Here is a 14,204-nt window from a genome sequence, read left to right on the forward strand (position 1 = left end):
TTACGTATTCTTAAAGACGTGCACCTGAAAAATTTAACGTTACGAGGCTTTAAATCCTTTGCTTCGGCGACAACGCTGCGTTTAGAACCCGGCATCACGTGTGTAGTCGGCCCGAACGGGTCGGGCAAATCGAACGTCGTCGATGCTCTTGCCTGGGTCATGGGCGAACAAGGTGCCAAAACGTTGCGCGGTGGACAGATGGCGGACATCATCTTCGCCGGAACATCCTCGCGAGCACCGTTGGGGCGTGCTCAAGTTGATCTGACCATCGACAACACCGATCGGGCCCTGCCCATCGACTACTCAGAAGTGACGATCTCGCGCACATTGTTCCGCGGTGGGGGATCAGAGTATGCCATCAACGGCACCCCAGCGCGCCTGCTCGATGTTCAGGAACTCCTGTCCGACACGGGTATGGGCAGGCAGATGCATGTCATCGTGGGTCAGGGACAACTCGATCAGATCCTTTCGTCAACACCTGAGGAACGTCGAGGTTTCATCGAAGAAGCCGCCGGTGTTCTCAAGCATCGCCGACGTAAGGAACGCGCCCTGCGCAAGCTTGAGCAAATGGATCAGAATCTGGTGAGGGTCCTCGACCTCACGCAGGAAATCCACCGCCAGCTTGGCCCACTGGCACGCCAGGCTGCAACGGCCCGCCGTGCACAATCGATACAGGCTCGTGTTCGTGACGCAAAGGCACGCCTGATTGCAGATGAGATCGTTGACCTTCGCGACCGCCTGAATGCGCACGACGAATCCGACCAGGTGCGTACCCAGAAGACTCAGGAATTGCGTGTTCACGCGCGCGAGCTGACAGAAAGTATTCAACTTTGTGAACAGCGCGAACGCGAAGCCGATCCGCGTTTGACTGAGGCGAATACCGCTTGGCGTGACCTCACTGCGATCGGGGAGTCCTTGCGCGCAACAGTTCTGATGGCCCGCGACAAGATTGCCTCCCTCGAACGTCCACTTGATGCGCCCTCCGGTGACGATCCTGACGAACTGGACAGGCGTGCCGATGAGGCCAGTGCCGAGGACGCCGAGCTTCTGCGCACAGTAGAAGAGTGCCGACGGCGCCTGCAGGAGGCTATCAGTGCTCGTGAGGAGGCGGAGCAGCGTGATGAAGAAGCCCACGGGACGCTGTCCGGCATCACGCGCCAGATAGCGGATCGACGTGAGAAGATCGCACGTCTGACAGGCGACGTCGAATCTGCGCGCTCACGCCTCGTAGCTGCCGAAGCTGAGGAAAATCGAGCAGAAGAACTGGTGCGCGCCGCGCGCAAACGTCAGGAGGAAGCCGAGAAAGCCCTCCGAAAGACGCCTGCTCCCGATGGCGAGGGTAGCGAAGACACTGCTGCGCGCAACCACTCGCAGGCTTCCGTCAAACGCGATGAAGCCCGAAGTCAGGTTGACGCTTTGGTGGCGCGTGAGCGGGAAGCACGCGCCGAGCGAGCCAGGTGGGAGTCGCGCCGTGACACGTTGGCTGAGCAGCTCGCACCCGACGACGCAACTTCGACATTGGCAGGCCGCTCCGGTGTCCTCGGAACGGTCCCTGAAGCCTTGACCATTGAGCCGGGCTGGGAAGATGCCATTGCCGCAGCACTGTTCCCACTGGCTGATGCCGCGATCGTCGACGGAACGGCGAACGGAATAGACTGCCTGCGTCACGCCCGCGAACACCAACAAGGACAGATGCGCATGATGCGCGCCGGTGACGGCGACGGCAATAACGAGGTGGAACCGCAGCCACGTGGTCCCCTTCCGTCTGGAGCGCGCTGGGCGCTGGACGTCATCACCCACGCGCACTCGGTTTCGCGCAGCGTCACGAAGCTGCTCGAAAGCGTCGTCGTGTGCCGGGATCTCGACGAAGTGCAGGACTTGCTGGAGCATCCCGACGTTCGAACAGTGGTCACGTCCAACGGTGATGTTGTCACGGGGGAGTCACTGATCGGATCTGGCCACTCCACTTCCTCGGTGTTGAGTGTGCGCGCTCAGTACGAACAGGCCGTTGAGGGAGCGCGCCACGCCCTCGATGACGAACAGAAGGCCTCTGAACAGCTGGTTCACGCAAATAAGGTACTCGATCAGGCGATCCGCGCTGCCAACGAAGCGCTCAAAGCCTTGCGTGCCCAGGACTCGCAGCGCGCAAAGCTCGCTGAAGCATACGCGCGCGCCCAGTCGGCAGCCAAGGCTGCTCAGGCAGAGACACAAAGGTGCGAGGCGACCGCACGTAAAGTCGCCGAGCATGTTCAATGGGCACGCAGCCAGGTGGATACCGCCGACGAGCGGCTGAGCACCTCCAAAGACATGGAACCGGCTCCCGACGCTGAGCCGGCTCAACAGAGAGCAGGCGAAGCCGCGCGCATAGCCCGCGAAGCTCGCGAACATGAGACGGCCACGCGTCTGGAACTTCGCACCAATGAAGAACGGTCGAGACAAAGCGGAGGAAGGGCTCGAGCTCTCAGGCAGGCAGCAGCGCGCAGCCGTGAGGAGCGCAGCCGATACGCCCAACGTGAGGACCAGCGCCGGCGCAAGCTGCTCATTGCCCAACGCGTTGCCGAACAGGCTCAGTACGGCGTGGACGTTGCCGCTCGAATCGTTGAGCACTGGGAACACCTGCGCGCCGAAGCTGAATCACTGCGTCAGCAGTCAAGCCATGAGCGCATCGAATTGCGCGCCGCGCTCGATGCCGTCAATGCTGAAATTGCCGAGATCACCGGCCTGGCACACCAGGACGAAATCGCACGTGCACAGACCATGATGCGCTTGGAACAGGCGACCGCCCGGTCGATGGAGGAACTCAGCCTGGAAGCTGACCAGCTCATCGAAGAATTCGGCCCCCATAACCTCGTGCCGGATTTTTCAGGCGAGGGCGACCCGACTGCCTTTTCGCGCCCCGAACAGGAAAAGGCACTGGCGGCTGCTGAACGTGACCTGGCAAAACTTGGCCGCGTGAACCCACTGGCACTGGAGGAACACGAAGCACTGTCCAAGCGCCACGAATTCCTGGTTTCCCAGGTCAATGATCTGAAATCGTCGAAAGCCGATTTGCTGCATATCATTGACGACGTCGATCGCCTGGTCGAAGACGCATTCACCACCGCGTTTAACGACACGCGCGAACAGTTTGCCCACACCTTCGAGGTCCTTTTCCCCAACGGCGAGGGCAACCTGACGCTGACGGATCCAGATTCGATGCTGACAACGGGCATCGAGATCGAAGCCAGGCCGGCGGGCAAGAAGGTCAAGCGCCTGTCACTGCTGTCCGGCGGAGAACGCTCCCTGGCAGCTCTGGCATTCCTCATCGCCATCTTCAAGGCGCGTCCCTCACCGTTCTATGTCATGGACGAGGTTGAGGCCGCCCTCGACGATGTGAACCTGACGCGATTGCTCGAAATCTTCCGGGAGCTGCAGGAAGAAAGCCAGCTGATTGTTATCACCCACCAGAAACGCACGATGGAAATCGCTGATGCGCTCTACGGCGTGACGATGCGTGACGGGGTCACAACCGTCGTCTCGCAGCGCCTGGCAGATGCTTAGGAGATCACAGATAACAAATTGAGCATGTGCGGCGTTTACTGTGGCTCTCGCTGGCGTCACACATGACAATGAAGACATGTTTGGTTCTCTTGTGGTCATCGTGCTGACAACGTTGGTTGTTGTGGCTCTGGCAGGAGGCGTCCTGGCAAGCTTGGCCTTGTCACGCCGAGGCGCCCAATCATGGCAGTCTCTTTGGAAAGACCAGTCGAAACGCTGGGCTGACCCGGCGCGAACAGATGAGGACGCGGATATCGATCCTCAGCTTGTCAGCCTGGACACGATGCTCCGGAGCAATGGGCGAGACGGCTCGGCGTATGTCGATGCGACCGACCTGCCTGGATATGAACGCCTCGAGGATGCAGCAGTACGTGTCGAAGAGGCGGCCACACGCATGGAGGCTGCATCGCGGCGCGGACGCGTGCGTAAAATGCAACTCACGCATTAAATAGGCCATGATAGGACTATGAACACTTTCACCGATTTTGTGACAAGTCCGATCGGTCTGGTATGCCTGTTGGTTCTCGTTGCCCTTGTGGGCGTGGGAATCTGGTGGGGCGTACGAGGACGACAGTCCAGCCCCGAACTTGAAGAACGCCGCACACCCACTATTGAGAGCGGTCAGACCACTGCGGCTCCTGACGTTGAGACGCAACCGCGTACCGAAACCCCTGAATCCGTTCCCTCCCGCATGCAGCGTCTGCGCGGACGCCTCGCGCAGTCTGGCGCTATCGGACATGCGCTCCTTTCAGTTCTCTCGCGCGCGCAGCTCAACGCGGCAGACTGGGAAGAGATCGAAGATTCACTTCTGATGGCCGACCTGGGATTGCCGGCCACCGAAGAACTCATGGAGCGGCTGCGCACCCGCGTCAAGGTTGAGGGACATTCAGATGCCGAGTCAGCCCGCACGATTGTACGCGAAGAGCTTCTGGCACTGGTCGACCCGACTATGGATCGTTCCCTGCATTGCGAGCCGCACATTGATGAAAACGGCACCAAGGTCAGTGCGTCTGTGCTGGTGATCGGCGTCAATGGAACAGGTAAGACGACGACGATTGGCAAACTGGCCCGGTTGCTTGTTGCACAGGACAAGACAGTCCTGCTCGGTGCTGCTGATACATTCCGCGCCGCAGCGGCTGACCAGCTGGAGACGTGGGGCAACCGCGTGGGGGTTGACGTGGTCCGATCCGACCGTGAAGGCGCCGATCCCGCATCCGTCGCTTTTGATGCCGTACACCGCGGTGTCGACGACGGCGTTGACGTCGTGATTGTGGACACGGCGGGCCGACTGCAGAACAAGTCAGGTCTGATGGATGAGCTCGGGAAAGTCAAGCGCGTCATGGAACGTGTCAGTCCCGTTGACGAGGTCCTCCTGGTCCTCGATGCGACGACCGGCCAAAACGGTATGCGCCAGGCGGAAATTTTCGCAGAAGTGGCTGGAGTGACAGGAATCGTCCTGACGAAGCTGGATGGCACCGCAAAGGGCGGAATCGTGGTGTCGGTCCAAAGGGAACTCGGAGTTCCTGTCAAGCTGGTGGGGCTGGGAGAGGGCGTCGACGATCTGGCGCCCTTCGATGCCGAGTCATTCATTCAGGCAATTGTGGGACAGCCTGCCACGTAAGCACACGGCGCCGTGGGTGCGCTAGTGTAAGACCATTGCGTCCACATCGGAGAAGGAAGGGATCCAGTGTTCTCCAACCTGTCAGATCGTCTCACTGAATCGTTCAAACAACTTCGCGGGCACGGTATTCTCAGCGAATCTGACGTTGATGAAACAGTCAGTCAGATCCGACGCGCCCTGATTGACGCTGACGTTGCCCTTCCTGTCGTCCGCGAATTTACCGCCGCAGTGCGTGAACGCGCTTACGGAGCGACCCGCTCACAGGGTCTGAACCCCAGTCAGCAGGTTGTGCGTATCGTGCGCGACCAGCTGGTCGAAACCCTCGGCGGCGAAACGCGTGAACTCCACTTCGCTGACCGGGGGCCGACCGTGTTCATGCTGGCCGGCCTTCAGGGTGCCGGTAAGACAACCCTTGCCGGCAAGCTCGGCAAGTGGCTGACGGAAGAAGGCAAGAAGGTCATGCTGATTGCATCGGACCTTCAGCGCCCAAATGCCGTCCAGCAGCTGCAAGTTCTGGGCGAGCGTGCCGGAGTCAAGGTCTGGGCTCCGGAGCCGGGGAACGGAGTCGGTGATCCTGTCTACGTGGCGCGAACCGGCGTCAACTACGCCATCAACAATGGTTTCGACGTGGCAATCGTCGATACCGCTGGGCGCCTCGGTGTTGACCGGGAAATGATGGATCAGGCAATCGCGATTCGTGACGCCGTCAATCCGCACGAAATCATGTTCGTCCTGGACGCAATGGTTGGCCAGGATGCCGTGCAGACATCGACCGCGTTCAGGGATGGCGTCGGCTTTACCGGTGTCGTCTTGTCGAAACTTGACGGCGATGCCCGAGGCGGCGCTGCGCTGTCCGTACGCGGCGTGACCGGTGCGCCGATCCTCTTTGCCTCAACGGGCGAAGGCCTTGACGATTTTGAACGATTCCACGCAGACCGCATGGCCGGCCGAATTCTTGATATGGGTGACGTTCTGACCCTGATCGAGCAGGCCGAAAAGAAGATGGATCAGGAGGAAGCCGAGAAGGTCGCTGAGAAGGCCATGAGTGGCCAGCTCACCCTCGAAGACTTCCTCAACCAGCTCCAGCAGGTCCGCAAACTCGGATCCATGCGCAAGGTTCTGGGAATGATTCCGGGAATGGCGCAGATGAAGGACCAGCTCGCCAACTTCGATGAGTCAGAAGTCAACCGTGTCGAAGCAATCGTCCGTTCCATGACGCCCGCCGAACGCAACGACGTCAAGATTCTCAACGGATCGCGCCGTGCCCGTATTGCCCGCGGTTCAGGTACCACGGTGACGGAAGTCAACGCACTGGTCAAGCGCTTCGAAGCAGCCCGCGAGATGATGGGTCAAATGGGCGCTGCCGGCGGCTTCCCCGGAATGGGGAATATGCCGGGACATGGTGGCCGCGCCAAACAGCGTGAAGATGCACGCCGTGCCAAGGCTCAGCGTGCGCGCGTAAAGAAGAAGGCGCGTTCAGGAAACCCAGCTAAGCGTCGCCAGCAGGAACTCGAAGCAATGCTTCCAGCCAGTGAACGCAGGAACAATGCGTCCTCGTCGGGTAGCGCATTCGGCATTGGTCAGGGCCAGGGCGCTGCCCAGCGCCCCTCTATGGACCAACTCCCCGAGGATATTCAGCGCATGCTCAACGGATTCTGACGGATATCATGCGCCTGACAGGAACAGCTCTGTGGCGTCCCTCCTCAGACGGGTCGCAGCCCGCCGCATGGACGCAAGGCTCCTGGTCGATTTGTGACGGCAGAATCTCCACGGCCGCGCAGCCTCCGGCCGCGGATGAAGAGGAACTGATCGGGTGGATCATTCCCGGCCTCGTTGACGTGCATTGTCACATTGGCCTGGGTCCTCACGGTCCTGTCGATCAGGAAACACAGATTCGGCAGGCTCAAGCAGACCGTGACAGCGGAGTTTTGCTCATGCGTGACTGCGGCAGTCCTGTCGATACGTCGCATATTCAACACGATCCCACATTGCCGCACTTGATCCGCTGCGGCACACACCTGTCACGCCCTAAACGCTACATTCGTGGCATTTCGCGCGAACTGGCCACGCCCTCGCAACTGCCTGAAGCGGTCGCACAGGAAGCGGCCCGCTCGGATGGATGGGTCAAAATCGTGGGGGACTGGATCGACCGCAGTGAAGGATCAGAATCGGATCTGCGCCCCCTGTGGCCAGGTGAGGTCCTGCGTGACGCAGTTGCCGCCGCGCACGAATCTGGCGCGCGCCTGACCGCTCACACGTTTTCTCACGCAGCAATCGATGATCTGCTGGCAGCCGGCGTCGACGGAATCGAACACGGTTCCGGTATGGACGATGATCAGCTCAGTGAGGCCAGACGGCAAGGTGTTGTCATCACACCCACGCTCTGCCAAATCGAACTCTTCGAATCCTTCGCGCAGGCTGCCGACGGCAAGTTCGCGCGCTACGCGCAGACCATGCGCACGCTTTACGAGGGACGACACGACCATTATGAGCGCCTCTTCGATTCAGGAGTCCACCTGCTTCCCGGAACAGATGCCGGCGGCTACCAGGATCACGGATCCCTTCCAGCAGAACTTGCCCGATGGCACACGGCAGGCATGCCGCCAGCCAAGATTCTCGACATCGCGACCTGGCAGGCTCGCGACGCCCTCGGCTATCCCAGTCTGTACGATGGCGCGCCAGCTGACTGCGTGGTCTACGAGGCTGATCCTCGTGCAGACATTACCGAACTGTCACGACCGGTCGCCGTCATCTTGGGCGGGACGCGCGTCGCCTGAGCGCCGGCTGTCAGCCTGGTGAAGAAGCTCCTGGAGGACGGGGGCCTCCATCGAGCCGACCCACGCTGCCACGCCTGGACGCACTCCGTCGGGAAGATCAGTGCCCATCGGGGCATTCACGACGTTCCCGCCTGCCACCTTGACCATGTGGATACCGGCTGCCACATCCCACGGCTTCATCGTCCCGGCCAGCATTGCACCAGCCCTTCCAGACGCGACCATCGCCAGGTCGAGGGCTGCGGCACCTGGCCGACGAACAGCCTGATATGTTGACGCTAGGCGAGTGTATTCTTCAGCTGAACCGGCAGGATCGTTAATGAATGAATGCAGTGACGGGTGATATGACAGCACGACCGCGTCTCGCTCGCTCGTGGGACCCTGGGCGTGAATGTCGATGTCTTCCCCGTCAGTGCGCAGCCACGCATGAGTGAGATCAGCGAGGAACAGGTGATCCATGATCGGAGCATTGATTGCTCCAGCAACGACTGCGCCGTCCAGCTCAGCAGCGATTGACGTGTTGAAATAAGGCATTCCGGCTGCGAAATTCGCCGTCCCGTCGATGGGGTCGACGATCCACCTGACGCGCTCAGCCAGCGACATACAGCGGCGCCTGGCACCCTGAACCAGGGGGGATGTGGGAAATTCGAAGTCCTCGGTGAACTCCTCGGTCGGCCCGTCGAATTTTCGGGGCAGGGTGCGTTCACCAGTTTCCTCACCCAGTACGCGTGAGCCCGGAACAAAATAGCCCAGGAGAACATGCAGCGCAGATTCCACGCGCTTGTCATGTACAGTGACCGGATCGTGGTGGTCAGCTTTGAAGTCAACGGATTCAACGTGGCTGACAGCGCGCCGCAGATAGCTGGCCACGGCGCGCGCTGCAGCCCCCGCCAGGATCGCCAGGTCGTGAGCAATGCGCTCATCATCATTCGTGACGTCACCATGTGTGCTCATAAGGCTATTGTGGTGTTTCACCCACTGAATTTCCACTTCTCGTGAGCCCTCGTCGTGATCGATCACACGCCAGGAAACAGAGGATGAGAGGAACAAGATCTGGGAATTGAGACCGATGCGTGGCACAATGGAGTGCTGTACCCGGTCGAGGGTTGGTCCCTCTCACCACTCGAGACTGTGTCCAGGATCTATCGTGACATCGTGTTTCCCACCGATACCATGTGCGATCCAACCCGAGTTAGAAACAGGAGTGACCACACAAGTGGCAGTTCGTATTCGTTTGAAGCGCATTGGTAGGATCCATGCGCCCTTCTACCGCGTCGTTGTCGTTGACCAGCGTAAGAAGCGCGATGGTCAGGTCATTGAAGAGGTCGGCATCTATGATCCGACCCGCGACCCCTCTATCATTAAGATCGACTCCGAGCGCGCGCAGTACTGGCTTTCAGTGGGTGCGCAGCCCTCGAACACGGTGCGTAACCTGCTCGTGCTGACCGGTGACATTGCCAAGTTCAACGGCAAGAAGGACGCCGTCTCGCGCGTCAAGGTCGCTGAGACCGATCAGTCAGCAGAAGCCGAAAAGGCCATTAAGGCCGCTGAGGAAGATGCTGAAAAGCGTAAGGCCAAGGTTGCAGCTGAAAAGGAAAAGGCCGAGGCTGAAGCCAAGGCTCAGGCCTCGGCTGAAGCAGCCGAGGCAGCCGAAGCTAAAACCGACGCCCCAGCCGAAGAATCCGCAGAAGAACCGGCTGCCGAGGCAGCCGAGGCTCCAGCTGAGGAAAAGGACGCTGAGTAATGCTGGCCGATGCCTTGGAACACCTTGTCAGCGGAATTGTCGACAATCCTGACGATGTGCGTGTCACGCGGCGGTCGATCCGGCGCGGGCAGCTGCTGGAAGTTCGGGTTAACCCGGATGATCTGGGTCGCGTGATCGGCCGGTCGGGTCGCACCGCACGCGCACTGCGCGCCGTGATGAACGGCCTGTCGACTCGCGGCTCCGTCAGGGTTGACGTGATTGATACTGACCAGGAGTAACAGCGCCAAGGCTGTATATGGCATAGGTGTGGGGTCCGCTCAACATGAGCCGGACCCCACAATACCGTGAGGAGCAAAGATGCAGCTCAGAGCGGCAGTGGTGGGGACGGCCCACGGCCTGAAGGGCGAAGTGTACGTGACAGTCACGACGGACCGGCCCCAGGCGCTGGCTCCCGGCACCACTGTGCACACCTCTCACAGCGAATACAGCACTTTGACGATGCGATCTTTGCGTGCACACAAAGACCGCGTCCTGGCGGGCTTCGAAGAGATTTCCACCCGCGAACAGGCTGAGGACCTGCGCGGCACGGAATTAATGGTGGATGCCCTCGATGAGGATGACGCGTGGTATCCCCACCAGCTCACCGGACTGGAAGCCGTCACTTTGCTGGGCGAACACCTGGGAACAGTCACCGGTATGCAGCCCGGAGCTGCGCAAGATCTCATCATTGTCGATGCCGATGGCCGGGAAGTACTGGTGCCATTTGTCAGCGCCCTGGTACCGGAAGTCAACGTCGACGAGGGAACCATGACGATTGATCCGATCCCGGGTCTGTTCGACGATAACTACGACATGGACGGAGAATAGCGGCGTGCGAATTGATCTGCTCACCATCTTCCCGCACTACTTTGACGTCCTGGACCTGTCCCTTCTGGGCAAGGCCCAGGACGCGGGTCTACTCGACATTCACACCCATGATCTGCGTCAATGGACAACGGATCGTCATCGCACTGTCGATGACGCGCCGTACGGCGGGGGAGCAGGAATGGTGATGCGGCCCGACGTGTGGGGCCGCGGCATCGACCAGGTTCTGAGTGTCGACCTGGCTGATTCCCACTCTGACTCCGCCCGAAGAGTCCTCGCGATTCCGACCCCGTCCGGCACGCCGCTGGATCAGCGCCGTGTGGAAAAACTTGCCGAAGTCGACCAGATCATCCTTGCCTGCGGACGATATGAAGGTATCGATCAACGCGTTGCCGACTTCTACCGCGAGCAGGAAGTGGAAGTCCTCGAATACTCCATCGGCGACTACATCCTCAATGGCGGCGAGGCCGCAGCACTCGTCCTGATCGAATCCGTGTCACGACTGCTCGAGGGTGTCCTCGGCAATCCTGAATCTCTTGACGAAGAATCCTATGGGCCCGATGGTCTGATCGAATATCCTGTGTATACCAGGCCCAGATCGTGGCGCGGCATTGACGTGCCCGACGTGCTCACCAGCGGCAACCACGCCGAGATTGACCGGTGGCGCCGTGATCGATCACTGGTCAGAACTGCTCACCGTCGGCCCGACCTCATTGATCGGCTCGATGCACAATGCCTGTCAACCCGCGACAAGGAAGTGCTGGCCGGTGCCGGCACGATCATCACCCCCAGGCGACGCGATGTCATGATACGGCTGGCGCGTGAAGGGGAAGCAGAGGCTCTTTCTGAGCTTGCAGCCAACACGTTCCCACTGGCATGTCCGGACTACGTCAGTCAGGACGATATTGCAGCCTTCATTGGGGAAAGCCTGTCTCCCAGCGAATTTGAACGCATGCTCGCGTCCCCGTCCGTCTACCGGATCCTGGTCGCGCAGTTGCGCGGTGCTTCATCGGAGCTGATCGGCTACACCCTGACTATTCTGTCCGGGCCCGACGGAATGCCTACCCAGATGGTGCGGCCTGGGAAGCTTGAGCTAGGGGCGGCATATCTGTCCAAATGCTACGTGAGAGAATTCTGGCAGGGGTCAGGTGTGGCCGGAGCGATGATCGAGCGTGCGGTCGCAGATGTGGAAGCTCAGGGGCGCAACTCACAGATTGCCCTGGGAACCTCGATCGCCAATAAACGCGCGCAGACGTTCTACAAGCGTCATGGTTTCTCAGTTGCCGGCAGGCGCACGTTCATGGTGGGGGAGAAAGCCAATATCGATGACGTATTCGTGCGTAACATCACGCCGCGATCACGCCACGAATAGCTCACAGGACTTGGGAAGCACCCGATTCTTGTGGCACACTAGAACGTCAGATCAGCTGGGCGTAGCCTGCCGCGGGGGGAGCGCCAGAAAGCACGATCTGCTCAAGAATTGCGGACCAAGATCCGCCGTATAAACGGGACTGACCTGCGGCAGAAACGTTGAGGAGTAAAAATGCAGAAACTGGATGCTGTTGATGCACCGTCATTGCGCGATAACATTCCGGTTTTCCGTGCTGGAGACTCGGTGAAGGTTCACGTACGAGTCGTTGAAGGTAACCGTAGCCGTATTCAGGTCTTCCAGGGGATCGTTATTGCACGCCGTGGTCACGGCGTGTCCGAGACGTTCACCGTCCGAAAGATCTCATTCGGTGTCGGCGTTGAGCGTACCTTCCCGATCCACACGCCTACCATTGACCACATTGAGGTCACTTCCCGCGGTAATGTGCGCCGCGCGAAGCTGTACTACCTGCGTGATCGTCATGGCAAGGCGGCGCGTGTGCGCGAGCACCGCGAGTTCACTGAGTGAACGAGACTCACGAGCGCCCGGTACCTCCACGGTACCGGGCCTCAGTTTCAGAGGAAGTCAACGCGTGAACTACCAACCGATCCAGCACAGGAAGCGCTACCACGACTCCGACCAGGATGACTCTTTGCAGAAGAAGTCAAGCGGTTTCTCATGGTTGAAAGAGTGCGTCATCATCGTGGTGGGTGCACTCGTCCTGTCCACCGTCATTCGCGCTTTTATTTTCCAGATGTTCTGGATTCCCTCGCCCTCGATGCGTTCCACGCTCGTCGAAAATGACCGCATCGTCGTCTCACGAATTTCGGCCTTCCGAGGCGATATCGAGCGCGGTGACGTGATCGTGTTCAACGATGCAAAAGGATGGCTTCCTCGCGCAGAATCAGAAGGTGCAGGGAGAATCCTGCGTTCGGTGGGAGAATTTATCGGCATCCTCCCAGCCAACGGCGAACAGACGCTGGTCAAGCGCGTCATCGGAGTAGGCGGAGACCGTGTCCAATGCTGTACCGCGAACGGCGCACTCACCGTCAATGGCCAGGAGATCACCGAACCGTACATTCCTGCAGGCGAACCAGCATCGCGTATGGAATTCGACGTCACCGTCCCCGAAGGATCAGTGTGGGTGATGGGGGACAATCGCCCGAATTCCGCTGACTCACGTTTCCATATGAACCCGCTCGAGAACGCATTCATTGACACTGACGAGATCGTCGGCCGCGCAACGATGGTGCTGTGGCCCCTCGGTCACTGGAGCTGGCTAGGCGATCGTGATGTTTTCTCAGCCGTCAAAGATTCGTGATGCGTCAGCTTCGCCGCTTTGCCACACGTGACGTCGAGTGCGAATTGCTGCAGTCGTATCCCACCGTTTTAGGTGTGGACGAAGTGGGACGCGGCGCAATTGCTGGTCCCGTTGCCGTGGGAGTCGCCCTCGTGACTGAAAAATCGGGACCTGCTCCTGTTGGACTTGCAGACTCAAAGATGCTCTCTGCGCGCGCTCGAGAAGAGCTCGTTGACCCTATTCACCAGTGGGTCGCCGCCTCGGCAGTCGGCATGGCCAGCCCCGCAGAAATTGACGAGGGTGGCATCATCGGCGCTTTAAGATTGGCAGCATCGCGGGCGATTGAAGCGGTGAGAGGGGATGGAGCCACTATCGGGGTGACGTTACTTGATGGTGTTCATAACTGGCTCGCTGCAGATCTTCTCGGTGTTTCTCCCGTCGGCACTGACGTTTCCATCATGACGCGCGTGCATGGAGATGCAGAATGTGCAGTCATTGCCGCTGCGTCCGTTCTGGCGAAGGTGGAGCGAGACAGATTGATGTGCTCGTTGGAGGATCCAGGATACGACTGGATTCACAACAAAGGGTACGCGTCGCGCACCCATATTGACGCCCTGAGCCGCATGGGTGCGTGTGACCAGCATCGGCGTTCGTGGAAACTTCCCGGCGTGGAGCCCAGCACGAATTTGACGAACAGGGCATGATGATACCGTGAGCGCAGATGATCTGGAAGGCTACGAGAATAGCCTCGAACTTGACCTGTTTCGTGAGTACCGCGACGTGATCGGACTGTTTTCGTACGTGGTGGAAACCGAGCGACGCTTCTATCTGTGCAACAAGGTTGATGTGCAGGCCCGACCGATGGGCGGCGACGTTTTCTTCGAGCTCACGTTGACTGATGCATGGGTGTGGGACATTTACCGCTCTTCTCGCTTCGTGAAGTCAGTGCGGGTCATTACGTATAAGGATGTCAACGTCGAAGAGCTGTCGAAGCCTGAGCTTGACATTCCGTAGGTCCTACGACCTGTTCAAAT

The 14,204-nt window shown here is 59.7% G+C and carries 14 protein-coding genes; 13 read left to right on the top strand and 1 reads right to left on the bottom strand.

The genetic code is table 11. The features are described 5' to 3' along the window. The first annotated feature begins 18 nt into the window (after positions 1-18). The 5 genes from smc to BN3002_RS04075 all read left to right on the top strand — a co-directional run bounded on the left by smc (position 19) and on the right by BN3002_RS04075 (position 7,935). Positions 19-3,540 carry a chromosome segregation protein SMC gene (gene smc / locus BN3002_RS04055; protein WP_058236705.1) on the top strand — a complete coding sequence of 1,174 codons (3,522 nt, stop codon included), beginning with the start codon at positions 19-21 and terminating at the stop codon, positions 3,538-3,540. A 76-nt stretch (positions 3,541-3,616) separates the two neighbouring features. Then, complete coding sequence (locus BN3002_RS04060; RefSeq protein WP_070727205.1) at positions 3,617-3,985, top strand: hypothetical protein; 369 nt, start codon at positions 3,617-3,619, stop codon at positions 3,983-3,985. 18 nt (positions 3,986-4,003) lie between these two features. Then, positions 4,004-5,158, top strand: coding sequence for a signal recognition particle-docking protein FtsY (gene ftsY / locus BN3002_RS04065; RefSeq protein ID WP_058236707.1), 1,155 nt, complete (start codon positions 4,004-4,006; stop codon positions 5,156-5,158). A gap of 66 nt (positions 5,159-5,224) precedes the next feature. Continuing rightward, complete coding sequence (gene ffh / locus BN3002_RS04070) at positions 5,225-6,817, top strand: signal recognition particle protein (RefSeq protein WP_058236708.1); 1,593 nt, start codon at positions 5,225-5,227, stop codon at positions 6,815-6,817. An 8-nt stretch (positions 6,818-6,825) separates the two neighbouring features. Continuing rightward, positions 6,826-7,935 (top strand): amidohydrolase family protein, encoded by a 1,110-nt coding sequence (locus tag BN3002_RS04075; protein WP_058236709.1) that lies wholly within the window; start codon positions 6,826-6,828, stop codon positions 7,933-7,935. Here the strand turns inward: BN3002_RS04075 and BN3002_RS04080 are convergent. Next, positions 7,891-8,886, bottom strand: a complete 996-nt coding sequence (locus tag BN3002_RS04080) for an inositol monophosphatase family protein (protein ID WP_092649102.1) — start codon at positions 8,884-8,886, stop codon at positions 7,891-7,893. The genes BN3002_RS04075 and BN3002_RS04080 overlap by 45 nt on opposite strands. Positions 8,887-9,148: 262 nt before the next feature. Between BN3002_RS04080 and rpsP the strand changes: the two genes are divergently transcribed. From rpsP to BN3002_RS04120, 8 genes are all read left to right on the top strand, one after another. Beyond that, positions 9,149-9,676: a 30S ribosomal protein S16 gene (rpsP, locus tag BN3002_RS04085; RefSeq protein ID WP_058236711.1), complete on the top strand. Its 528-nt coding sequence runs from the start codon at positions 9,149-9,151 to the stop codon at positions 9,674-9,676. Further along, positions 9,676-9,915, top strand: coding sequence for an RNA-binding protein (locus tag BN3002_RS04090; RefSeq protein ID WP_058236712.1), 240 nt, complete (start codon positions 9,676-9,678; stop codon positions 9,913-9,915). The genes rpsP and BN3002_RS04090 overlap by 1 nt, the downstream gene beginning before the upstream one ends. A 79-nt stretch (positions 9,916-9,994) precedes the next feature. Further along, a complete protein-coding gene (gene rimM, locus BN3002_RS04095; protein WP_058236713.1) occupies positions 9,995-10,504 on the top strand; it encodes a ribosome maturation factor RimM in 510 nt (169 codons plus the stop codon). Between the two features lie 4 nt (positions 10,505-10,508). Then, on the top strand, positions 10,509-11,873 hold the full coding sequence (gene trmD / locus BN3002_RS04100; protein ID WP_058236714.1) for a tRNA (guanosine(37)-N1)-methyltransferase TrmD: 1,365 nt from the start codon (positions 10,509-10,511) through the stop codon (positions 11,871-11,873). 171 nt (positions 11,874-12,044) lie between these two features. After that, a complete protein-coding gene (gene rplS, locus BN3002_RS04105) occupies positions 12,045-12,398 on the top strand; it encodes a 50S ribosomal protein L19 (protein WP_058236715.1) in 354 nt (117 codons plus the stop codon). Positions 12,399-12,462: 64 nt separating this feature from the next. After that, a complete protein-coding gene (gene lepB / locus BN3002_RS04110) occupies positions 12,463-13,191 on the top strand; it encodes a signal peptidase I (RefSeq protein WP_257525464.1) in 729 nt (242 codons plus the stop codon). Continuing rightward, on the top strand, positions 13,191-13,874 hold the full coding sequence (gene rnhB, locus BN3002_RS04115; RefSeq protein WP_058236716.1) for a ribonuclease HII: 684 nt from the start codon (positions 13,191-13,193) through the stop codon (positions 13,872-13,874). Before lepB ends, rnhB begins: the two co-directional genes overlap by 1 nt. Positions 13,875-13,881: 7 nt before the next feature. Further along, the gene (locus BN3002_RS04120; RefSeq protein WP_058236717.1) at positions 13,882-14,184 is read left to right on the top strand and encodes a DUF2469 domain-containing protein; all 303 of its coding nucleotides are present in this window, start codon (positions 13,882-13,884) and stop codon (positions 14,182-14,184) included. Positions 14,185-14,204 lie beyond the last annotated feature (20 nt).

The sequence above is a fragment of the Actinomyces ihuae genome (genome assembly GCF_001457875.1).
GTDB lineage: Bacteria > Actinomycetota > Actinomycetes > Actinomycetales > Actinomycetaceae > Pauljensenia > Pauljensenia radingae_A.